Here is a 20,889-nt window from a genome sequence, read left to right as displayed (position 1 = left end):
GTCGCACACGCGGTTGATCAAGCAGAGCCTCGCGCCCCTGCTGTGCATGGAGCCGCCAGGCAGACAGGCCCTACGCCACGGCGTGGGCCTCGGCGTCGACGAGGCGGCGCCACTGCTGGACCAGGCCGGTGTCCACGGGGGTGTCCCAGCCGCCGGTGCGGACCATGCCGCCGACGTGGAAGCCGTCGATGCCGATCGCGCAGAGATCCGCCACCTGGTGGGCCTTGAGGCCGCCGCCGACGAGGATCCGCGGGCTGTAGCCGGGCTCGCCGGAGCGCGCGGCCTCGACGGCGAGGACGTCCAGGCCCGAGGCGACGCCCGACGCCGATCCCGCGGTCAGGATGGTGTCGAGCCCCGGCAGGCCGTCGATCGCGGCGCGGACCGCCGCGCGATCGGCGGCGTTGTCCAGGGCGCGGTGGAAGGTCCAGCGGCAGCCCGGGACCGCGGCCAGGACGGTGCGCACCGCGTCGAGGTCGACCGCCCCCTCGGGGGTGAGGAAGCCGAGCACGAACTCCTCTGCGCCCTCCGCGCGCAGCGCCTCCGCCGTGGCGGACAGCTGGTCCAGGTCGCGCGGCTGGAAGCCGTCACGGTCGCGCAGCATGACCCGGAGTGGGATGTGCACGGCCGCCCGGATGCGGGCGAACTCCTCGACGTTGGGGGTCAGTCCGTCGGCGGCCATGTCGGTGACCAGCTCAAGGCGGTCGGCACCACCGGCAGCTGCTGCCACCGCATCCTGCGCGGATGTGGCGATCACCTCGAAGATTGGTCTAGACATATTCCTAAGACTGCCATATCCAGGCGCTGCGCGGCGAGTCCTGACCGCCCCTTGATCACGCAAACTTCACACACGCCACTCCCTCACAATGGCGTCATGACATCGCCGACGCACCCCGACACCGAGCTGGCCCGAACCTTGCTCGGACGCTGGATCCCGCTGCTGGAACGGGTCGTGGACGCGAACTCCCCGGCCCCCGCGCCGTTCGGCGACGAGCTGCTGCGCCGGTGGTCGGAGCCGCAGCGGCGGTACCACGCGCTCGCCCATCTGGACGCGGTGCTGACCTCCGTGGACGACCTCGCCGGCGACGCCGACGACGCCGACGCGGTACGCCTGGCCGCGTGGTTCCACGACGCCGTCTACGCGCCGGACCGCTCGGGCAACGAGGAGCGCAGCGCCCGGCTGGCGTCCCGGGTCCTGGCCGAGGCGGGTGTCCCGGCGGCCACCGTCGCCGAGGTGGCCCGACTGGTGCGGCTGACGGAGAGCCACGATCCGGCGCCGGGCGACCGCAACGGCGAGGTGCTGTGCGACGCGGACCTGGCCGTGCTGGGCGGCTCGGAACGGGCCTACGCGGCCTATACGGCGGCCATACGCGCCGAGTACGCGTTCGTGCCCGAGCCGGACTTCCGCGCCGGACGGGCGGCGATCCTGCGGCAGCTGCTCGCGCTGCCCGCCCTGTTCCGCACGCGGGCCGCGTGGGAGGCGTACGACGCGGCGGCCCGGCGCAACCTGGCAGCCGAGCTGGCCGAACTCGGCGACGTCGGCGACGACGGCGACGGCGTCGGCGACGACGGCGACGACGGCGACGTCAGCGACGTCAGCGAGTAGAGCTCTTCCGCCGTCGCAGCCCGCCGGCGATCAGCCGCGCCACCAGCTCCTTGCTCGGTACCGGCTGCGCACCGGCCGCCACAGCCGCCGCGTAGAGCCGCTCGGGCACGTCGTAGTGGTCCCGCTCGAAGCCGCGCTCGGGGACGCCGATCGTACGCGCGAAGGCGTGCAGCTCGTCGTAGGAGGTGTCGCTGACGAGGTGGGACCAGAGCCGTCCGTGCCCGGGCCAGGTCGGCGGGTCGATGAGGATCACGGCCGCAGCTCGCCGACCGCAGCGACCACGACGCCCGCCTTCTCGCAGACCCAGTGCGGGTCCGCCCCGAGCTCCGGCTCGACGGCGAGCGCGTGCAGCTCGCCGTCGGCGGCGCAGGAGCCGCACAACGGCCAGCGGCCGTAGGCCTCCAGCAGCGCGTCCTGGATGTCCTGGGCGACCAGCCCGAGCAGGTACTCCGCCCCCTCCGGCCACTGCTCGACCCACCAGCGCCGCTGGGCGACGGCGTCCTCGAGCATCGAGACGACGGCGGCGTCGGCGACGTCGCGGGCGGTCAGGTCGCGGAGCACCCCGGCGCGGGCGGTGTGCAGTACTGCTTCGAGCGTGTCGGCGTCCATCCGTTCATTGTCCCGGACGTGCCGGGAGCGGGGAAACGCCGCGAGGCGGCCCTCCCCGTGGTGGGGAGGACCGCCTCGCGAGAGGTGCTTTCCGATCCGGGCCGAAGCCGTGGATCAGAAGTCCATGTCGCCGCCCGGCATGCCGCCGCCCGCGGGGGCACCGGCCTTCTCGGGCTTGTCGGCGATGACGGCCTCGGTGGTGAGGAAGAGCGCGGCGATGGAGGCCGCGTTCTGCAGAGCGGAGCGGGTGACCTTGGCCGGGTCGATGATGCCGGCCGCGATCAGGTCCACGTACTCGTTGGTGGCAGCGTTGAGGCCCCAACCGGGCTGCAGGTTGCGCACCTTCTCCACCACGACGCCGCCCTCGAGGCCGGCGTTGAAGGCGATCTGCTTGAGCGGGGCCTCAAGGGCCACCTTGACGATGTTGGCGCCAGTGGCCTCGTCGCCCTCGAGCTCCAGCTTCTCGAACACCGAGGAGGCCTGCAGCAGGGCCACGCCGCCACCGGCGACGATGCCCTCCTCGACGGCCGCCTTCGCGTTGCGAACGGCGTCCTCGATGCGGTGCTTGCGCTCCTTGAGCTCGACCTCGGTCGCAGCGCCGGCCTTGATCACGGCCACGCCGCCCGCGAGCTTCGCCAGGCGCTCCTGGAGCTTCTCGCGGTCGTAGTCCGAGTCGCTGTTCTCGATCTCGGCACGGATCTGGTTGACCCGGCCGGCGACCTGGTCGCTCTCGCCGCCACCATCGACGATGGTGGTCTCGTCCTTGGTGATGACGACCTTGCGGGCGCGGCCCAGGAGCTCCAGACCTGCGTTCTCCAGCTTGAGGCCGACCTCCTCGGAGATGACAGTGCCACCGGTGAGGATGGCGATGTCGCCGAGCATGGCCTTGCGGCGGTCGCCGAAGCCCGGGGCCTTGACGGCGACGGACTTGAAGGTGCCGCGGATCTTGTTGACCACCAGGGTCGACAGGGCCTCGCCCTCGACGTCCTCGGCGATGATCAGCAGCGGCTTGCCGGACTGCATGACCTTCTCCAGGATCGGGAGCAGGTCCTTGACCCCGCCGATCTTGGAGTTGGCGATCAGGATGTAGGGGTCCTCGAACGAGGTCTCCATACGCTCCAGGTCGGTGGCGAAGTACGCCGAGATGAAGCCCTTGTCGAAGCGCATGCCCTCGGTGAGCTCGAGCTCCAGACCGAAGGTCTGCGACTCCTCGACAGTGATGACGCCTTCCTTGCCGACCTTGTCCATCGCCTCGGCGATGAGCGCGCCGATCTGCGGGTCGGCGGCGGAGATGGAGGCGGTGGAGGCGATCTGCTCCTTGGTCTCCACATCCTTCGCCTGGGCGAGGAGCTCGGCGGAGACGGCCTCGACGGCCTTCTCGATGCCGCGCTTCAGCGCCATCGGGTTGGCCCCGGCGGCGACGTTGCGGAGGCCCTCACGGACGAGCGCCTGGGCGAGAACGGTGGCGGTGGTGGTGCCGTCGCCCGCGACGTCGTCCGTCTTCTTGGCGACCTCCTTGACGAGCTCGGCACCGATCTTCTCGTACGGGTCCTCGAGCTCGATCTCCTTGGCGATGGAGACACCGTCGTTGGTGATCGTGGGGGCGCCCCACTTCTTCTCAAGGACGACGTTGCGGCCCTTCGGACCGAGCGTGACCTTGACAGCGTCGGCGAGCTGGTTCATCCCGCGCTCAAGGCCGCGACGAGCTTCCTCGTCGAAGGCAATGATCTTGGCCATGGAAGTGGTCCTCCCGGACAGGGTGGCTTCGTATGGACCGCGCTGGCGCCCGCGACGGACGGACCCGACCTGCGACGGTTCCTTCCCGTCGCGCCCGGGGCCTCACCTACCCGGCCCGTTGTCACTCTCTACCTCAGAGTGCTAACGCCAATGATTAGCACTCGACCCCTCCGAGTGCAAGCAGATGGAGTGTGAAGGGGCGGTGGCGAGGGGCGCGGAACGCCGAGAGGCCCGCACCCCGAAGAGGGCACGGGCCTACTGGAAGACCTGAGTTGCGCTTCGTTCGGAACGAGGCCCAGCCGGTCCTGTCGTCAGTCAGCGATCGCTCGACCGGTCACACCACGCGGACCATGTCCGCCTGCGGACCCTTCTGACCCTGCGAGATCTCGAACTCCACTCGCTGGCCCTCTTCGAGCGACCGGTACCCGTCCATCTGGATCGCGCTGTAGTGGACGAACACGTCCGCACCACCGTCGACCGCGATGAAGCCGTACCCCTTCTCCGCGTTGAACCACTTGACGGTGCCCTGAGCCATTCCAAACTCCCCTATTACTGGCCCTTTCACGGACCGCACTCCGCGGACCGGGCCGAGACGCCGACGCGTGGCGCAGCGCTCAACCGACGCTGAATGTATCCACTCAGATGCCCTCCGCAACAGGGCATAAGGCGGAGAATTCTTGGCGGGCGTTAAGGGACAGCGGCGAATCAATGCAAACAAACGCCCGCAAAGCGGTCCGGGCATAGCAGACTTACCCGACAAATCACTTCGGTTTTTCTGATGCTTCGAGCGCGCCTCCGCGCCGGTTCCCGTCTCAGCCAACGGGACGGGGCATCGCGCTGGACTGCCGGTGGTGCAGGAGTGATTCAGGGGTGGCGCACGTGGCGGAAGCGAAGGGGGTTTGAATCCTGCGCCGACTGCGCAGTAACTGGTGAGACGGTCAGAAGCAACCGGAACTCACTCTACCCCTACGCCCGGTCAGCCCCGTGCACGGGGGACGGACATGAATGCGAAAAGCCGGGACGCCCCGAATGTGCGGGCGCCCCGGCTTACGACCGGTCGGCTATGGGGATAGCCGGGTTCGGCAGGTCGGACGGCTCAGCCGCCGGCCACGGCGGGAATGATCGAGACGCCCGCACCGTCCGGAGTTGCCGTCTCCAGGCCGTCCGCGAAACGCACGTCGTCCTCGTTCACGTACACGTTGACGAATCGGCGCAGCTTGCCGGTGTCGTCGAGGATGCGGCCCCGGATGCCGTTGTGGTTGGTTTCCAGGTCGTCGATGACCGCGGCCAGGGTCGCGCCCTCGGCCGCCACCTCGGCGGCCCCGCCGGTGTAGGTGCGCAGGATGGTCGGGATGCGGACGTTGACGCTCATGCGAGGCCAGCCTCTCGGAACGAGTCAAGGGTGGGGCGGATGGTGGCGGAAAGACCGGTGGTGGGTTCCACCGCGTCCAGGGTCTTCAAACCGTCGCCGGTGTTCAGTACGACGGTCTCAGCGGCAGGGTCGAGCAGGCCGTTCTTGATGAGCTTCTGCAGCACGCCGACCGTGACGCCGCCCGCGGTCTCGGCGAAGATGCCCTCGGTACGAGCGAGCAGCTTGATCGCGTCCACGACCTGCTCGTCGTTGACGTCCTCCACCGCGCCGCCGGTGCGGCGGCAGATGTCGAGGACGTAGGGGCCGTCCGCGGGATTGCCGATCGCCAGGGACTTGGCGATCGTGTTCGGCTTCACCGGGCGGATCACGTCCTGGCCGGACTTGAACGCGGCCGACACCGGGGAGCAGCCCTCGGCCTGCGCGCCGAAGATCTTGTAGGGCTTGTCCTCGACCAGGCCGAGGGCGATGAGCTCCTTCAGACCCTTGTCGATCTTGGTGAGCTGCGAGCCCGAGGCGATCGGGATGACCAGCTGGTCCGGCAGCCGCCAGCCCAGCTGCTCGCAGATCTCGTACGCCAGCGTCTTGGAGCCCTCGCCGTAGTACGGGCGCAGATTGACGTTGACGAAGCCCCAGCCCTCGCCCGCCGGGTCGCCGATCAGCTCCGAGCAGAAGCGGTTCACGTCGTCGTAGTTGCCCTCGATGCCGACCAGCTCGCCCCCGTACACGGCGGCCATCACGACCTTGCCCGCCTCCAGGTCGTGCGGGATGAACACGCAGGAGCGGAGCCCAGTACGGGCCGCGGCAGCGCCGACCGCGCCGGCCAGGTTGCCGGTCGAGGAGCAGGAGAGGGTGGTGAAGCCGAAGGTGCGCGCTGCCTCGACGGCGATGGCGACGACCCGGTCCTTGAAGGAGTGCGTCGGGTTGCCGGAGTCGTCCTTGACGTACAGGCCGCCGGTGACGCCGAGCTCGCGGGCCAGGTTGTCGGCCTTGACCAGCTTGGTCCAACCGGGGTTCAGATTGGGCTTCGTCGCGACGTCGACGGACACCGGAAGCAGCGGCGCGTAGCGCCAGATGTTGTTGGGACCCGCCTCGATCCGCGCGCGCAGCGCCTCGGGGTCGCCGGTGGGCAGCTCGTACGCGACCTCCAGCGGACCGAAGCACTCGGTACAGGCGAAGTCGGGGGCCAGCGCGGTCCGTGCGCCGCACTCGCGGCAGGACAGGGCGACGGCGGGGCCGAAGGATTCCGCGGCGACCTGCGGAGGTGCTGCCTGCGGACTTGCTGCCTGCGAAGGTGCGGTGACAGATGTGACAGCCATGATGGCGAGGCCCTCTCTCCTCATCTTCCCCACGGCGCGTCTCGCCGCAGGACGGAATTGGCACCTTCCCCACCAGGGCCGCGACGGCTTGTACTGGCAGGAGGGTTGCCGGGACTTCAACGGGCCGTTCCCTCAGTCCCTCTGGATGAGCTCTATGGCGGTCCGCCCAGCAGGCGGACGCATTTGTGAGACTGGCACCCCCGATGTGCGCCGGGTGTGCGTCGTCCCCAAGACTGTAACCGAAGCGCCCCGCCCCGATCACAGTCGTCCGCGAGGCGAGACGACAACACCATGACGACAGCACCATGACGACGACACCATGACGAGGAGTCCTGTGCTTGACGAGGTCGCGGACTGGCTGCGCCGCCGCTCCTGGACGGCCGCCGACCGCCCGCTGCCCGACCTGCTCGCCGCCAAGCGGGCGAGCGGAAGCACCGTCAGCGTCGTACTGCCCGCGCTGGACGAGGAGGCGACGGTCGGCGAGATCGTCACCGCGATCCGCCGCGACCTGATGGAGGACGTCCCGCTGGTCGACGAGCTCGTGGTGATCGACTCCGGATCCACCGACCGCACCGGCCAGGCGGCCGCCGCGGCCGGAGCCCGGGTCGTGCACCGCGACGCGATACTGCCGCACCTGCCCGTCATCCCCGGCAAGGGCGAGGTGCTGTGGCGATCGCTCCTGGTCACCACCGGCGACATCGTCTGCTTCATCGACGCCGACCTGCGCGAGTTCGACTCCACGTTCGTCTCCGGCATCGTCGGGCCGCTGCTGACCGAGCCGGACGTCGCCTTCGTCAAGGCCATGTACGACCGGCCGCTGGACACCGACACCGCCGACGGCACGGTCAGCATCCCGGCCGGGGGCGGCCGGGTCACCGAGCTGGTCGCCCGCCCGCTGCTCAACCTGCACTGGCCGCTGCTGGCCGGATTCGTCCAGCCGCTCGGCGGCGAGTACGCGGCGCGGCGCGCGCTGCTGGAGCGGCTGCCCTTCCCCACCGGCTACGGCGTGGAACTGGGCCTGCTCGTGGACGCGCTGGACCTGGCCGGTCTGGACGCCCTCGCCCAGGTCGACGTGGGCGTGCGGCACCACCGCCACCAGGACGCGCTGGCGCTCGGCCGGATGGCCGCCACCATCCACCTCACCGCACTCGACCGGCTCGCCCGCACGGATCGGCTCAAGGCCGGCGACGACCTGGTCAGACTGCGGCTCACCCAGTTCACCCGCACCGCCGCGGGCTTCACGCCGACCACCGTCGACATACCCACCGTCGAACGGCCGCCCATCGTCACGCTGCCCGAGCGCGATGTCTGACCGACTCCGAGGTTCGACTCCGACCTTCGACTCCGACCTTCGACTCCGACCTTCGACTCCGAGGTTCGACTCCGCCATTCGGCTCCCCATTCCAGCCCCTGATTGACTCCCTCCGTTTGACTCCCTCCGCGAGAGGCAAGGTAGGACTCATGGCCAACGCAAGTCCCGCACGGATTCTGCTCGCATCCAACCGGGGGCCCGTCTCCTACACGGTGGAGGACGACGGCACGCTGACGCACCGCAGGGGCGGTGGCGGACTGGTGTCCGGACTCTCCGCCATCGGCAACGACATCGAGTCGGTCTGGGTCTGCGCGGCGCTCTCCGAGGGCGATCGCGTCGCGACCCGGCGGGGCCTCACCGATCCTTCCGTCCGGATGCTCGACATCGACGCCGGGACCTTCGCCCGCGCCTACAACGGCATCGCCAACTCCACCCTGTGGTTTGTCCACCACCTCATCTACAACACGCCGACCACCCCTGTGTTCGGCGCCTCCTTCCGTCGCGAGTGGGCCTCCTACGAGGCGTACAACCGGGCCTTCGCCGAGGCCCTGGCCCAGGCCGCGGCGCCCGGGGCGACCGTGCTGGTCCAGGACTACCACCTGTCACTGACACCGCGGCTGCTCCGCGAGCTCCGACCCGACCTGCGGATCGGGCATTTCTCGCACACCCCCTGGGCCCCGCCGGACTACTACCGGCTGCTGCCCGACGACGTCGCCCGCGACGTGCTCGCCGGCATCCTCGGCGCCGACCGCGCCGGATTCCTCACCCGCCGCTGGGCGAGCGCCTTCGCCGACTGCTGCGAGGCTGTCCTCGACGCGGACGTCGACCGCGCTGCGCTGACCGTGACGTACCAGGGACGCACCACCCGGCTCGGGGTGCACGCCCTCGGCGCGGACAGCGACTTCCTGCGCGAACGCGCCCACCGCCCCGACGTGGACCTCAGGCTCGCCGCCCTACGGGAGGCCGTCGGCGACCGCCGCACCGTGGTCCGGGTGGACCGCACCGAGTTGTCCAAGAACATCGTCCGAGGGCTGCACGCCTACCGGCATCTGCTGCGTACCAGGCCCGAATGGATCGACCGCGTCGTCCACATCGCCTTCGCCTACCCGTCCCGACACGACCTGCCGGAATACCGCGAGTACACGGCGTCGGTGCTGCGCACGGCGCAGGAGATCAACGACGAGTTCGGCACCGCGACCTGGCAGCCCGTCATCCTGCACGTGGACGACGACTTCCCGCGCTCGCTCGCCGCCTACCGGCTCGCCGACGTGGCGCTGGTCAACCCCATCAGGGACGGCATGAACCTGGTCGCCAAGGAGATCCCGGTCGTCTCCGACGAGGGCTGCGCCCTGGTCCTCTCCCGCGAGGCCGGCGCCTTCGCCGAACTCGGCGAGGACGCCGTCGCCGTCAACCCCTACGACGTCATCGCGACGGCCGAGGCTCTGCACACGGCGCTGACCATGCCCCGTGCGGAGCGGGCCGAACGCTGCAAGCGGCTGGCCGAGGCGAGCACGGCGCTGCCGCCGTCGGCGTGGTTCCTGGAGCAGTACGCGGCGCTGACGGCCGATCAGGGGCAGGAGTAGGAGAAGCTCGCGGAGGCGGAGCCGGCGACAGGACCGGTGATCCACACGGTGGCCGTCCCCTGGAACGTGCCCTTGCCCTGAACGGTCCAGCGCAGCGGCACCGACACCTGGTGCAGGCCGGCCGGGACTGACTGCTGCAGCACCCCGCTGTCGGTGCCGTCGCTCCGCACCCAGCGGTAGTGGACCGTGCCGGACCGCCCGTTGGTCTGGAGGGTCGCGGTCACGACCTCCGTGCCGTCGCAGCCGAGGCTCGCCGGAGCGGCGGCGACCGAGACCGAGCTGACGGCGAGCGAAGGCCCGAAGCGCTGCCACAGCAGGAAGGCCACGACCGCCAGCAGCACCACCCCTGCGAGGGCGTAGCGCCCCACCCGCCGCCCGGGCTTCGCCTCCGGCGCGGCGGCGGGGCCGGGCCCGGCGCCCTTCCACACGGCGATCGTCCGGGCCGTCTTGGGGTCGGGCACGCCGGGCCCGAACCGAATCAGGCCCTCGGCAGGCAGCGCGGGCTGCTGCGCGGACGGTTGTGCGGGCTGCAGCGTAGGCGCAGGGGCGGGTACCGGCAGGGGCACGGGCATCGGCATGACGAGCGTCGGCGTGGGCACAGGCGCAGGCGCAGGCGCGGTCATCGGCACCGGGGCGGTCTGGATCTGCCCCAGCTGGACGGTGGCGTTGTCCGGCACCGGCGGGGTGTCCTGAAACGGTCCGCGTAGGTGGACAGTGCCCTTGTCGGGCGGGGGCGCGTCCCGGGGTTCGTCGCTGGGTGTCATGTGATGCACTGCTCCCGACCGGACGCGTAGGGGCTGCCATTGGCTGCAGCAGGACTGGTGCTGAGCTGCGCGACCGCGAAGCTGCACGAGGAGTAGGGGAAGGTGAAGGTGCCGACCCGAATCCGCACATAGGACTTACCGCCCCGCAGGCTGACGGACTGCGAGCCGACAAAGGTCCCGCCCGGGTACCCGGTGCCGTTCACGTACGCGTTCGCGGTGACGGTGATCGACCCGGTGCCGTCCGTGGTGATGTTGGCGTAGATCGTCCCCACGTTGGTGGCGGAGTCGTAGGCCCACGCGTCCACGGTCACGCTCGTGACGTGGGTGACCGGTGGTGGCGGAGGCGTCGGCGACTTGCTCGGGGAGGCGCTCGGCGTGGGCGAGGGAGTGGGCGACACCGTCGGTGAGGGCGACGGCGACGCGGAGGGGCTCGTGGAGGCGGACGCCGACGGGCTGGGCGACACCGACGCCGACGCGGAGGCTGAGGCGGAAGCAGATGGCGAAGGCGACGCGGCGACCGAAGCCGACGGCGACGTCGTCGGCGACGGTGAGAGCGAGGTCACGGCGATCGGAGTCGGATGAGCGACGGGGGAGGTCCGCGGGCTGCCGCCGATCACGCCGGAGGCGTAGCCGCCACCGAGCAGGATCAGCACGATGCCACCGGCCACCCCGCTGACCAGGACCTTCTTACGGATGATCCGCCCCGCGCCGCGGCCCGGGCCGACTCCACCGCCGAGCACCGTGGTGGCCAGCGCCGTCGTCCCGCTGGGGACGCCGCCCGCCGAGGGGAACAGCAACGGCAGCAGCGCGGCGATCGCGGCGAGCTTCCGTTGCCCGCGTTCCTCCCAGTCGGGCCCGTAGGCCGTGCCGGCCACCGCCTCCAGTTCCTCGACGAACGCCGCCGCGCTGCTGGGCCGGTCGTCCGCCGCTTTCGCCAGGCCGCGCCTGATCAGCGGACGGACCGCCTCGGGGGCGAGCTCGTCGGGGATGGGCGCGGTGGTGTGCTGCACGACCAGCTCGGCGAACTCCGTGCCGGGGTACGGGCGCGAGCCGGTCAGGCACTCGAAGAAGGTCGCCGTCGCGGCGTAGACGTCCGCCGCGGCCGAGGCCGGGTCGCCGGCCCACTGTTCGGGGGCCATGTAGGGCGGCGTACCCGCGACGTCCCCGGCCTGCCCGTTGTGGACGGCGATGCCGAAGTCCACCAGCTTCGACGAACCGTCAGCCGCGACCAGCACGTTCTCGGGCTTGTAGTCCCGGTGCACCACACCCATCGCGTGGGCGGCCGCCAGGCCCAGCAGCGAGCCCTTGAGCACCACCAGCGCGGCCTCGGGTCCGGTCGCACCCGCCTGTCGCAGCAGCGCCCGGAGGGCGATCCCGTCGACCAGCTCCATCACGATGGCGGCGCCCTGCGGCCCCTCGACGTACTCCCAGAGCCGCACCACATACGGGGTGTCCAGCTCGCCGAGCAACCTCGCCTCGGCCCGGAACTCTTCCAGGAAGTCCGCGTCAGCGCGGAGTTCGTCGGCCAGGTACTTGACGGCGACCGGCGTCCCGGTCGCCTCGTGCAGCGCCAGGACCACGCGTCCGCTCGCCCCGGCACCCAGTTCTCTGGTGTGCCGGTAGCCAGGTACGACCCATTCCATTCGCTCTACCCCCATGAGTCATTCGCAAGGAAGGTAGCGCTTGGTCGGTATCACTTGGGTCCTCAGAACGTCACAGTTCCCCCACAGCCGGACGTTCGTCGACGCACAGTCAGTTCACGGACTAATCGGACACGCTCGCCCGTCCCGTCACGCTCCGAGAGCTTCAGCGAGTGCGTCCATCAGCTCCACTACGCCCTCGGGCCCGTGGACGATCAGGTCGGCGCGGTCGGCGAGGGCACGGACGGGGGGTTCGCCGGTGGTCGGGGCACTGCAGACGAGGACGCCGGGGATGCCGGCGACGCCCTGCCGCGACCGCAGCGCGTCCACCGCGTCATAGGCGGCGACGTCGCCGAGGTCGTCGCCGGCGAAGAGCACCGAACGGGCGTCGCGCTCGCGCAGGAAGGCGGTGAGGGCGACGCCCTTGTCCACGCCGGGCGGGCGCAGTTCCAGCACCATCCGGCCGGGCTCGACCGCGAGCCCGTGCCGGGCGGCAGCCTCGCGCAGCGGGGCGTCCAGCAGTGCGAGGGCGGCGTCGGGATCCTGGGCGCGGCGGGTGTGGACGGCGAGGGCGTGGCCCTTGTCCTCGAGCCAGACTCCCTCGGGGGCGCCGGCCAGCAGTCCGGGGAGTTCGGCCCGCAGCGCCGCGACCCCGGAGTGCTCCTCCGGCGCGCGCACCACACCGTCGGCGGCGTCCCAGCGTTCCAGGCCGTAGTGGCCCAGGACGGTGAGGTGGTCGAGCCCGGGCACCCCGGCGAACCCGCCGTAGCGCACCGCTGTGGCGGCCGGGCGGCCGGTGACCACCACGACGGCCGCGAGGTGCGGAGCGAGTCGGACGAGCGCGGGAACGACACCGGGGTGGGCGCGGGCCCGTTCGGGGTCGGGGACGATCGGTGCCAGCGTGCCGTCGAAGTCGAAGGCGGCAACGGCCCGGGAGGGATCCTTGAGGAGGGCGGCCAGTCCGGCCGTTCCGGCGGGTGTGTGCGGCTGGAGCTCCATGGCTCCCGACCCTACCGGCGGGCGCGGCGCTGCTCGCGGAGGCGGCGGAGCCGGTTGACCAGGATCGCGTCGTGGGCCAGGGCGGCCGGCCGGTCCAGAAGCCCGTTGAGCAGCTGGTAGTACCGCACCGGAGCGAGGCCCAGTTCCTCCCGTATCGCCGCCTCCTTGGCCCCCGGCGTACGCCAGGGACGCGCTTCCAGAGCGAGGAGCGCGCGGTCGCGGTCGCTGAGCTCGTCCATCGAGCGCTCCCTTCGGTCCCGGCTGGTGTGACGATACGACCTGTCATTCTGCCGAACGGGTACGACACAATCTGCCCCTGCCCGGTCGGCGAGGGTCACGGCTAGCGTCGGGTCCATGACCAGCAAGAGTTTTGCCGTATACGTTCCGGACGTCGAACTGGAAGCGGACCCGCTCGACCCGGGGCAGATCGTCGAGGGCGCACCCGAGGTCTCGGGGAAGGTCCTGTGGGAGTCCGAGGACGGGAAGCAGATCCGCGGGATCTGGCAGATCACGCCGGGTGTCGTCACCGACACCGAGGCCGACGAGTTGTTCGTCGTGGTCAGCGGCCGGGCGACGATCGCGGTGGAGGACGGCCCGACCTTCGACGTGGGCCCGGGCGACGCCTGCGTACTGCGCGAGGGCGACCGCACCGTGTGGACCGTGCACGAGACGCTGCGCAAGGCCTACCACATCACGCTCGGCTGAAGGCGGAACGAAGGCGGAACGAAGGAGGCCCCGGCCGGGGTGGATGCCCGGGCAGGCATCCACCCCGGCCGGGGTCGTCCGTTGCCGCTTCCGCTACTTCACCGAACCAGCGGTCAGGCCGGAGACGACCTTGCCCTCGATGAGCGCGAACAGGATGATCACGGGGATGGTCGCGATCACGGATCCGGCGAACAGGTGCTGCCAGTCGATGGAGTACTGGCCGATGTAGCTGGAGGCCTTGACCGTCAGCGGATGCGTGGCGTCCGAGGTGGTCAGGGTGAGCGCGACGATGAACTCGTTCCAGGCAGCGATGAAGGTGAAGATCAGCGCGGTGACGATGCCGGGCATCGCCAGCGGGATGATGACGCGGAACATCGCACCGACCCGGCTGCAGCCGTCGACGATCGCGGCCTCTTCGATCTCCTTGGGGATCGCACCGAAGTACGCGTTGAGGATCCACACCGCGAACGCCATGTTGAAGCCGGCGTTCACCAGGACCAGAGCCCATACCGAGTCGATCATGTTGAACTGCATGAACTCGCGGTAGATGCCCACGATCATCGCGGTGGGCTGGAACATCTGGGTGATCAGCACCAGCAGCAGGAACAGCCGCTTGCCACGGAAATTGCGCCGGGCCGTGTAGTAGGCGGCAGGGATCGCGACGAGCAGGACCAGCGCGGTGGAGCCGACCGCGATCTCCAGGCTCACCCGGAGGTTGGTGCCGAGACCGGTGTCCCAGATGTTGATGAAGTTGGAGAAGGCGAAGTGGTGGGGCAGGTAGTTGCGGTCCCTGATCTCGTTGTGGGGCCGCAGCGCCGTGAGGATCATTTCCAGGTACGGCAGCAGGAAGAAGATCGCGATCAGGTACGCGCCGCCGGCGAGGCCGACGGTCCGGAGCCGGGGCGGGGTCCGCCGCGCCGCACGGGACTTGGCGGGCCGTGCGGCTGCGTGCGCGGGCGCGGTTTGAGTGGTCATCTTGGTCAGTCCTCCGCGGAGTTCCACTTGGACGCCCGCAGGAACAGCAGGACGATCACGATAATGAAGCCGAAGTTGACCACCGACATCGCGGCGGCTTCACCGATGTTGGTCTGCTGGGTGGTGTACATGAAGATGGTGGTGGTCGCCGTCTGGTTGCCAGGGCCGCCACCGGTCAGCTCGTAGATGATCGGGAACGAGTTGAACACGTTCATCACGTTGATCAGAGCGGCCACCAGCAGTGCGGGGCGCAGCAGTGGCAGCGTGACCGACAGGTAGGTCCGGAAGGCGGAGGCGCCGTCCAGCTTCGCGGCCTCGTAGACGTCCGCCGGGACCGCCTGCAGGCCCGCGAGCAGGGCATAGGTGGTGAAGGGCACCGAGACGAAGACCGCGACGAAGATCTCCCAGCAGAACGCGGAGACCGGATTTGCGAGCACGTTCGAACCGGTGCCGTTGAAGTCCTTGACCACACCGAGCTGGTGCAGGAAGACCACGATGGCCCCGTTGTTGGGGTCGAGCATCCACCTGAAGACGAGCGTGGTCATCACCACGGATGCGGCCCAGGGGGCGATCAGTGCCCAGCGTGCCACCCGGCGACCGGGGAACTGCTTGTTGAACAGCTGTGCGACGCCCAGCGAGAGCAGCATGGTGATCGTGACGACCGCCACGACCCAGACCACCGTGCGAACCATGACCGAGGTCAGATCTGCCTCGGCGAACAGTCTGGTGAAGTTCTTCCAGCCCGCGGACCCCATGTCGAAGCCCAGGGACGAGTAGTGCTGCCCTGAGGTCTGGAACATCGCGACGACCGGCCAGATCACCACGAACAGGATCAGGCCCGTGGCCGGGGCGATCCAGGGCAACGGCGCCAGCGCACGTGTGAGTCGTCGCAACGGGCCGCCGGGCCGGTGCGAAACCACGCGTGCCTCACCCGGGCCAGGTCCCGCCCCCCGCACGTCGGGGTGAGTCGTTTGCGTCATGGTCTTCTCCATCGATGCGCGCCGGTGGCCGACGCGGCGATGGTGCCTCGCCGCGCCGGCCACCCGCAATGCGGATTACTGGTTGCTGGTGGCGAAGGTCTGCAGGCCGCCCAGGACCTTGCTCGGGTCGGTGCCCTGGACACCGGTACCGATCGTCTGCTGGATCTTGGACTTCAGGGTGTTCCAGTTGGCCGTGTTCGGGTAGACCACCGAGGTGGGCACGGTGGCCAGGAAGCCGGCCGCGACCGGGTCGCTGGCGGTGAGCGAGGTCGACGCGGAGGTGGTGGCCGGGAGCAGGTTGTACTCGTTGTCGAACTGGATCTGGTACTTGTCGGCGTAGGCGAAGTCGAGGAACTGCTTGACCTCGGCCGCGTGGCCGCCGGCCTTGAACGCGGTGATGTCGTCGTGCACGGCGAGGGCCGAGGTGAGCGGGGCGGTCTTGCCGGGCATCGTGGCGACGCCCCAGTCCGTGGTCTGCAGCTTGCCCGCGGTCTTGATGATCGGGATGAGCGCGCCGGAACCGCCGACCATGCCCACCTGGCCGGCCGCGAAGTCCGACCAGACGGTCTTACGGTCCGTGGTCGCCGGGCTCGGCTGGGTGTCCCCGGCCTTGACCAGCGAGGTCAGGAAGTTGAACGTCTCGATGTTGGCCGCCGAGTTGATGGCGTACTTGCCCGAGGCGTCCGCGTAACCACCGTTGTTGCCCAGCATCCACATGAAGGACTCGCCCTGGGCCTCCTCCGGCCCCAGCGGCAGGCCGTAGCCGATGTTGCCGCCGCCCAGCGCCTTGATCTTCGCGGCGTCGGCCTGCAGGTCGGCCCAGGTCTTCGGCGGAGCGGCGATCTTCGCGGCGGCGAACAGCTTCTTGTTGTAGAACATCGCGCGGGCGCTGGTGGTGAAGGGGGCGCCGTAGGCGACGCCGCTCGTCTCCTCCTGCTTGGCGAAGACCGGGATCAGATTGCTGATCGTGCTCTGCGACATCACGTCGGTGAGCGGGTAGAGCAGGCCGTTGGCGGCCAGCTCCTGGGGCGCGTCGCCCACCAGGATGTCGGGGTACTGCTTGTCCTGGATCAGGGTCGCGACCTGGTCCCAGTTCGCCCAGGCGATGGTCTGCACCTTGACGGTGATCTTCGGGTTGGCCGCGTGGAAGGCGTCAGCGATGCCCTGCCAGTAGGTCTGCGAGCTGTCCGGGCCGCCGGCAGTGCCGTAGTCGGGCGCCAGAAGCTTGATCGTGGTGGTGCCGTCACTCGTAGTGGCCTTGGAAGTGCTGGAGCTGCTGCAGGAGGTGAGGGCCATGACGCCCGCGACACCGATCGCAGAGAGGGCAAGCAAACGACGCTTCACGACAACTACCGCCTTCGCAGATGCGAACCCGGTCCTGGCCGGGTCCGAATGTGAGTCCAAGGTCGGCAGCTACCACCGGGGGGTGGAGGAGAGCCACCCACTCGGACCGGAAGACCTGCCGCCTCCGCTGTGGCCGCCAGTTTGTCCGCGCGGCACACAAGAGGTCTACACCATTTACCGAATAGCTGAACTTCGTTGCATCCAGTGCAACGACAATTCGGGCAATTGGTATGAATGTCCGTCAGCCGGCTTGATCCAGAAGGGACCCGCGTGTCCGACAGTAACGATCAAAGAGATCTCTCAGTGAATTTTGTGGAACCCTCTTGTGGAATCGTCAGCCTGGTGACCTGCGATTCCACTTGGTCTAGACCACATAGGCCAGCCGGCGGACATCGTCGCAGCTCAGAGCGCCGCCCTCGATCCGCTACCCTCCGTGACACGCGGATGAGCGCCCTCGTCGACCGGCACCCCGGCTGCGCTCGAACGCACTTGGACCAGACCAATCCTCAAACTGGACTAGACCTCTACCTGCTCTGAGGAGACACTGTCCCCCGTGAAGCACGTCATCGCACTTGATGTCGGCGGGACCGGTATGAAGGCCGCTCTCGTCGCCCCGGACGGCGCCCTCCTGCACGTGGAGCGGCGTCCCACCGGCAGGGAACAGGGCTCAGCGGCCGTCGTCGCGGGGATCCTGGACTTCGCCGCGCACCTGCGCGACGAGGGTCTGCGCCGGTACGGGACCGTGGCCCTGGCGGCCGGGGTCGCCGTGCCGGGCACCATCGACGAGGAGCGCGGGGTGGCGGTGTTCTCCGCCAACCTGGGCTGGCGCGACCTGCCGATGCGCCGCCTGCTGGGCGAGCGCCTGGCCGAGGGCGGGCACGCACTGCCGGTGGCGCTCGGCCACGACGTGCGCACCGGGGCGTTCGCCGAGGGCCGGATCGGCGCCGGGCGCGGGGTGGACCGGTTCCTCTTCGTCGCACTGGGCACCGGCATCGCCGGCGGCATCGGCATCGACGGACGGATCGAGGCAGGCGCGCACGGCTACGGGGGCGAGATCGGCCACATCGTGGTGCGCCCCGGCGGGCCGTTGTGCGGCTGCGGGGCCCGCGGCTGTCTGGAGACCCTGGCCTCGGCCGCGGCGGTGTCCCGTGCCTGGGCCGAGGCGAGCGGAGACCCGGACGCGACGGCCGCCGACTGCGCCGTCGCGGTGGACGCCGGTGACCCGCAGGCCGCCGCTGTATGGACCGAGGCGGTCGACGCCCTGGCCGACGGTCTGGTCACCGCGCAGAGTCTGCTGGACCCCCGCACGGTGATCATCGGCGGGGGTCTCGCCGAAGCCGGTGACACCCTCTTCACACCCCTGCGTGCGGCAGTCGAGGAACGCCTGACGTTCCAGATGCCCCCCACGCTCGTACCGGCGATGCTCAAAGACACCGCCGCATGCCTGGGCGCAGGGCTGCTCGCCTGGGATCTGCTCTCACTGGAGGTGACCGCGTGAGCAACGCGGACCGCACTGTGCTGGCCGGCGCCAGGCTCGTCCTGCCCACCGGCGTCGTCGAAAACGGACGACTGACCGTCGAGAACGGCCGGATCGTCGAGGCGACAGCAGTCGACAGCACCTCCGGCACCAGCAGCACCAGCAGCGCCAGCGGCAGCAGCACCTCCACCGCCCCGCCGGTCCCGGCCCAGCGGGTGCTCGACCTCTCCGCCTACACGATCGTGCCCGGCTTCGTGGACATCCACGTCCACGGCGGAGGCGGTGGCTCCTACGCCTCCGGCATCGCCGAGGAGGCGCTCCGGGCGGCCCGTACGCACCTGGAGCACGGCACCACGACGACCATGGCGAGCACCGTCACCGGCGAGATCGACGAGGTCTGCCGACAGGCGTCCGTGCTCAGCGAGTTGGTCGAGGACGGCGTTCTCGCCGGAGTCCACTTCGAGGGCCCCTTCATCAGCATCAACCGCTGCGGCGCGCACCAGCCCGACCTGCTGCGCGACCCCGATCCCGGGCTGGTCCGCAAGCTGGTGGACGCCGCGCGCGGTGCCGCGAAGATGGTCACCCTGGCCCCCGAGCTGGACGGTGGCATCGAGTCGATCCGCCTGCTCAAGGAGCTCGGCGTGATCGCGGCGATCGGCCACACCGACGCCCGCTACGACAAGGTCCTCGAGGGCATCGACGCGGGCGCCACCGTGGCGACGCACCTGTTCAACGCGATGCCCGGGATCGCCCACCGCGCGCCGGGCCCGATCGTGGCGCTGCTGGAGGACGAGCGGGTCACCGTCGAGCTGATCGGCGACGGAGTGCACCTGCACCCCGCCGTGATCGACCTCGCCGTCAAGGGCGCCGGCCTGGACCGGGTCGCGCTGATCACCGACGCCATGTCGGCGGCGGGCTTCGGTGACGGCCTCTACCCGCTGGGCCCGCTGCAGGTGCGGGTCGACCAGGGCATCGCGCGGCTGGTCGAGGGCGGCTCGATCGCCGGAAGCACGCTCACCCTGGACGTGGCCTTCCGCCGCGCGGTGACCGTCAACGGCCTCTCCCTGGTGCGCGCGGCGCAGGTGCTGTCGCTGAACCCGGCGCGGGTGATCGGGATGGCCGACCGGGTCGGCTCGATCGAGCCGGGCAAGGACGCCGACCTGGTGGTCCTGGACGACGCCTACCAGTTGGTCGCGGTGATGCGCCGAGGCGAGTGGATCGTCGGCGCGGACGCCTTCCGCACACCGGCCGCGGTCTGACGCGGCGACACGGACAACGGCCTGCCGACACTCCCTGGGGGGGAGTCGGCAGGCCGTTCATACGTGGTTCAGGCGCCGTTACGGCGCCGTTCTGTGTCCGGCTGCCGCGTGCGGTTCTGAGGCCGGATCAGCTCCAGGGGCTGTGGTCCTTGTCGGCGCTCAGCCCGAGCTGGTCGATGTTCACATTGCCCTGCCCGGCCCCTATGGTCAGGCCCACGGTGTTGGCGCCCTGCTTGAGGTTCACCGTCACATAGGAGCGGTACCAGGCCTTGGCCCAGTCCGACTCGTGGCTGAAGTTCTTGAGCCTTATCGCGTACGAGGTCGGAGTGCCGTTCACCACGACGGTCGCGGTACTGTCGCCGCCCGCGTTGGCATACCGCACCCAGAAGGTGTAACTCCCCGCCGTGGACACGTTGACGGTCCAGTTGATCCCCTGGCCCACCGTGACCAGCGGCACGAAGGTGCCGCCCGCGGCCTTCGCGCCGGTGTGGTTGTTGGTCGGAGTCGGGTTGCCGACGAGCTGCATGGTGGCGGCGTCCGCAGGCCCGGGCAGCGCGGCACTCGCCGAGGGCGAGGCGCTCGCCGAGGCGGACGCCGAGCTGCCGTTGCTGGCGGAGGCCGCCGCGCTGTTGGCGCCACCCGCTGTGGACGTCTTCGGGGAGCCGCCGTTGAAGAGCGCGACGCCGATGCCGATGGCCACGGCGGCCGCGACGGCGACTGTGCCGATCATCACTCCGCGCCCGCCGCCACTGCTGCGCCCACCGCCGTTGGTACGGGCCCCGGCCCGGCCGCCACCGGGCGGCGGGGCCTGGTACTGCGCGGTCTGCTGAAGCGGCGTCGTCTGGTGCGGGAGCTGGGGCGCGAACGGCGGTGACTGCGGCTGCTGCTGGCCGTACTGGGTGCGGCCGACCTGGGTGGCCTGGTGGTACGAGGTACGCGGGACACCGGGCAGCGGGGCGGTCTCCTGCCCGGTAGCGCCATCCGCCCCCTCGCCCCGGTACAGGTAGGCGAACGGGTCGTCGTCCTCGGGCACGCCGTGGTTCTCGGCCGACATCGAGATCTCAACTCCCCAGTGGTGGAAGACCGTCCGCTCCCGCACAGGCGGGGGAAAGGTCAAGCTACATGATCGAATCAGGGCGTCACACCCCGTGCATGTCAACCGGCCGACACGCTTATCCCAGGCACACTACCCGGCTCGGGTGACACAGAGGTAA

At 70.1% G+C, this 20,889-nt stretch carries 21 protein-coding genes and 1 riboswitch; of the genes, 6 read left to right on the top strand and 15 right to left on the bottom strand.

The genetic code is table 11. The features are described from left to right. Positions 1-70: 70 nt before the first annotated feature. Positions 71-775 carry a copper homeostasis protein CutC gene (locus ABIA33_RS04490; protein ID WP_370077152.1) on the bottom strand — a complete coding sequence of 235 codons (705 nt, stop codon included), beginning with the start codon at positions 773-775 and terminating at the stop codon, positions 71-73. Between the two features lie 96 nt (positions 776-871). Between ABIA33_RS04490 and ABIA33_RS04485 the strand changes: the two genes are divergently transcribed. Further along, positions 872-1,603 carry a hypothetical protein gene (locus ABIA33_RS04485; protein WP_370077150.1) on the top strand — a complete coding sequence of 244 codons (732 nt, stop codon included), beginning with the start codon at positions 872-874 and terminating at the stop codon, positions 1,601-1,603. Here ABIA33_RS04485 and ABIA33_RS04480 read toward each other — a convergent pair. From ABIA33_RS04480 to thrC, 6 genes are all read right to left on the bottom strand, one after another. After that, on the bottom strand, positions 1,593-1,856 hold the full coding sequence (locus ABIA33_RS04480; RefSeq protein ID WP_370077148.1) for a DUF4031 domain-containing protein: 264 nt from the start codon (positions 1,854-1,856) through the stop codon (positions 1,593-1,595). The two genes, ABIA33_RS04485 and ABIA33_RS04480, sit on opposite strands and share 11 nt — an antisense overlap. Further along, positions 1,853-2,212 (bottom strand): hypothetical protein, encoded by a 360-nt coding sequence (locus ABIA33_RS04475; protein ID WP_370077146.1) that lies wholly within the window; start codon positions 2,210-2,212, stop codon positions 1,853-1,855. The genes ABIA33_RS04480 and ABIA33_RS04475 overlap by 4 nt, the downstream gene beginning before the upstream one ends. Before the next feature lie 114 nt (positions 2,213-2,326). Then, the gene (groL, locus tag ABIA33_RS04470; RefSeq protein WP_370077144.1) at positions 2,327-3,949 is read right to left on the bottom strand and encodes a chaperonin GroEL; all 1,623 of its coding nucleotides are present in this window, start codon (positions 3,947-3,949) and stop codon (positions 2,327-2,329) included. Positions 3,950-4,283: 334 nt separating this feature from the next. Beyond that, positions 4,284-4,484, bottom strand: coding sequence for a cold-shock protein (locus ABIA33_RS04465; RefSeq protein ID WP_030255564.1), 201 nt, complete (start codon positions 4,482-4,484; stop codon positions 4,284-4,286). Between the two features lie 561 nt (positions 4,485-5,045). Then, complete coding sequence (locus ABIA33_RS04460; protein ID WP_370077141.1) at positions 5,046-5,321, bottom strand: MoaD/ThiS family protein; 276 nt, start codon at positions 5,319-5,321, stop codon at positions 5,046-5,048. Next, the gene (gene thrC / locus ABIA33_RS04455) at positions 5,318-6,637 is read right to left on the bottom strand and encodes a threonine synthase (RefSeq protein WP_370077139.1); all 1,320 of its coding nucleotides are present in this window, start codon (positions 6,635-6,637) and stop codon (positions 5,318-5,320) included. Before thrC ends, ABIA33_RS04460 begins: the two co-directional genes overlap by 4 nt. 17 nt (positions 6,638-6,654) lie before the next feature. Next, positions 6,655-6,789, bottom strand: a riboswitch (SAM riboswitch). A 182-nt stretch (positions 6,790-6,971) separates the two neighbouring features. On the opposite strand from thrC, the gene ABIA33_RS04450 reads away from it, so the two are divergent. Both ABIA33_RS04450 and ABIA33_RS04445 read left to right on the top strand, forming a co-directional pair. After that, entirely contained in the window at positions 6,972-7,949 is a 978-nt protein-coding gene (locus ABIA33_RS04450; RefSeq protein WP_370077756.1) for a glucosyl-3-phosphoglycerate synthase, read from the top strand. A 149-nt stretch (positions 7,950-8,098) separates the two neighbouring features. Next, on the top strand, positions 8,099-9,532 hold the full coding sequence (locus ABIA33_RS04445; protein ID WP_370077137.1) for a trehalose-6-phosphate synthase: 1,434 nt from the start codon (positions 8,099-8,101) through the stop codon (positions 9,530-9,532). On the opposite strand, the gene ABIA33_RS04440 is transcribed toward ABIA33_RS04445, so the two are convergent. The 4 genes from ABIA33_RS04440 to ABIA33_RS04425 all read right to left on the bottom strand — a co-directional run bounded on the left by ABIA33_RS04440 (position 9,517) and on the right by ABIA33_RS04425 (position 13,174). Further along, complete coding sequence (locus ABIA33_RS04440; protein ID WP_370077135.1) at positions 9,517-10,296, bottom strand: hypothetical protein; 780 nt, start codon at positions 10,294-10,296, stop codon at positions 9,517-9,519. The two genes, ABIA33_RS04445 and ABIA33_RS04440, sit on opposite strands and share 16 nt — an antisense overlap. After that, positions 10,293-11,939: a serine/threonine-protein kinase gene (locus ABIA33_RS04435; RefSeq protein WP_370077133.1), complete on the bottom strand. Its 1,647-nt coding sequence runs from the start codon at positions 11,937-11,939 to the stop codon at positions 10,293-10,295. Before ABIA33_RS04435 ends, ABIA33_RS04440 begins: the two co-directional genes overlap by 4 nt. A 147-nt stretch (positions 11,940-12,086) precedes the next feature. After that, positions 12,087-12,935 (bottom strand): trehalose-phosphatase, encoded by an 849-nt coding sequence (otsB, locus tag ABIA33_RS04430; protein ID WP_370077131.1) that lies wholly within the window; start codon positions 12,933-12,935, stop codon positions 12,087-12,089. An 11-nt stretch (positions 12,936-12,946) separates the two neighbouring features. After that, positions 12,947-13,174, bottom strand: coding sequence for a DUF3263 domain-containing protein (locus ABIA33_RS04425; protein WP_370077129.1), 228 nt, complete (start codon positions 13,172-13,174; stop codon positions 12,947-12,949). A 115-nt stretch (positions 13,175-13,289) separates the two neighbouring features. Here ABIA33_RS04425 and ABIA33_RS04420 point away from each other — a divergent pair, with 115 nt between their 5' ends. Next, positions 13,290-13,640: a cupin domain-containing protein gene (locus ABIA33_RS04420; protein WP_370077127.1), complete on the top strand. Its 351-nt coding sequence runs from the start codon at positions 13,290-13,292 to the stop codon at positions 13,638-13,640. A 93-nt stretch (positions 13,641-13,733) separates the two neighbouring features. Here the strand turns inward: ABIA33_RS04420 and ABIA33_RS04415 are convergent, their stop codons facing one another. The 3 genes from ABIA33_RS04415 to ABIA33_RS04405 form a co-directional block, all read right to left on the bottom strand. Continuing rightward, positions 13,734-14,615: a carbohydrate ABC transporter permease gene (locus ABIA33_RS04415; RefSeq protein ID WP_370077125.1), complete on the bottom strand. Its 882-nt coding sequence runs from the start codon at positions 14,613-14,615 to the stop codon at positions 13,734-13,736. Between the two features lie 5 nt (positions 14,616-14,620). After that, entirely contained in the window at positions 14,621-15,478 is an 858-nt protein-coding gene (locus ABIA33_RS04410; protein WP_370077123.1) for a carbohydrate ABC transporter permease, read from the bottom strand. 192 nt (positions 15,479-15,670) lie between these two features. Next, positions 15,671-16,939, bottom strand: a complete 1,269-nt coding sequence (locus tag ABIA33_RS04405) for an extracellular solute-binding protein (protein WP_370077121.1) — start codon at positions 16,937-16,939, stop codon at positions 15,671-15,673. Between the two features lie 553 nt (positions 16,940-17,492). On the opposite strand from ABIA33_RS04405, the gene ABIA33_RS04400 reads away from it, so the two are divergent. Further along, positions 17,493-18,437 carry an ROK family protein gene (locus ABIA33_RS04400; protein ID WP_370077119.1) on the top strand — a complete coding sequence of 315 codons (945 nt, stop codon included), beginning with the start codon at positions 17,493-17,495 and terminating at the stop codon, positions 18,435-18,437. Next, complete coding sequence (gene nagA, locus ABIA33_RS04395) at positions 18,380-19,675, top strand: N-acetylglucosamine-6-phosphate deacetylase (protein ID WP_370077117.1); 1,296 nt, start codon at positions 18,380-18,382, stop codon at positions 19,673-19,675. The genes ABIA33_RS04400 and nagA overlap by 58 nt, the downstream gene beginning before the upstream one ends. A gap of 127 nt (positions 19,676-19,802) precedes the next feature. Here nagA and ABIA33_RS04390 read toward each other — a convergent pair whose 3' ends face one another. Continuing rightward, positions 19,803-20,792, bottom strand: coding sequence for a CBM35 domain-containing protein (locus ABIA33_RS04390; RefSeq protein WP_370077114.1), 990 nt, complete (start codon positions 20,790-20,792; stop codon positions 19,803-19,805). Positions 20,793-20,889: the final 97 nt, after the last annotated feature.

This window comes from Streptacidiphilus sp. MAP12-16 (assembly GCF_041262165.1).
Taxonomy (GTDB): domain Bacteria; phylum Actinomycetota; class Actinomycetes; order Streptomycetales; family Streptomycetaceae; genus Streptacidiphilus.
The sequence above is the reverse complement of the archived record's forward strand: the minus strand, read 5'-3'. Positions and strand labels throughout refer to the sequence as shown.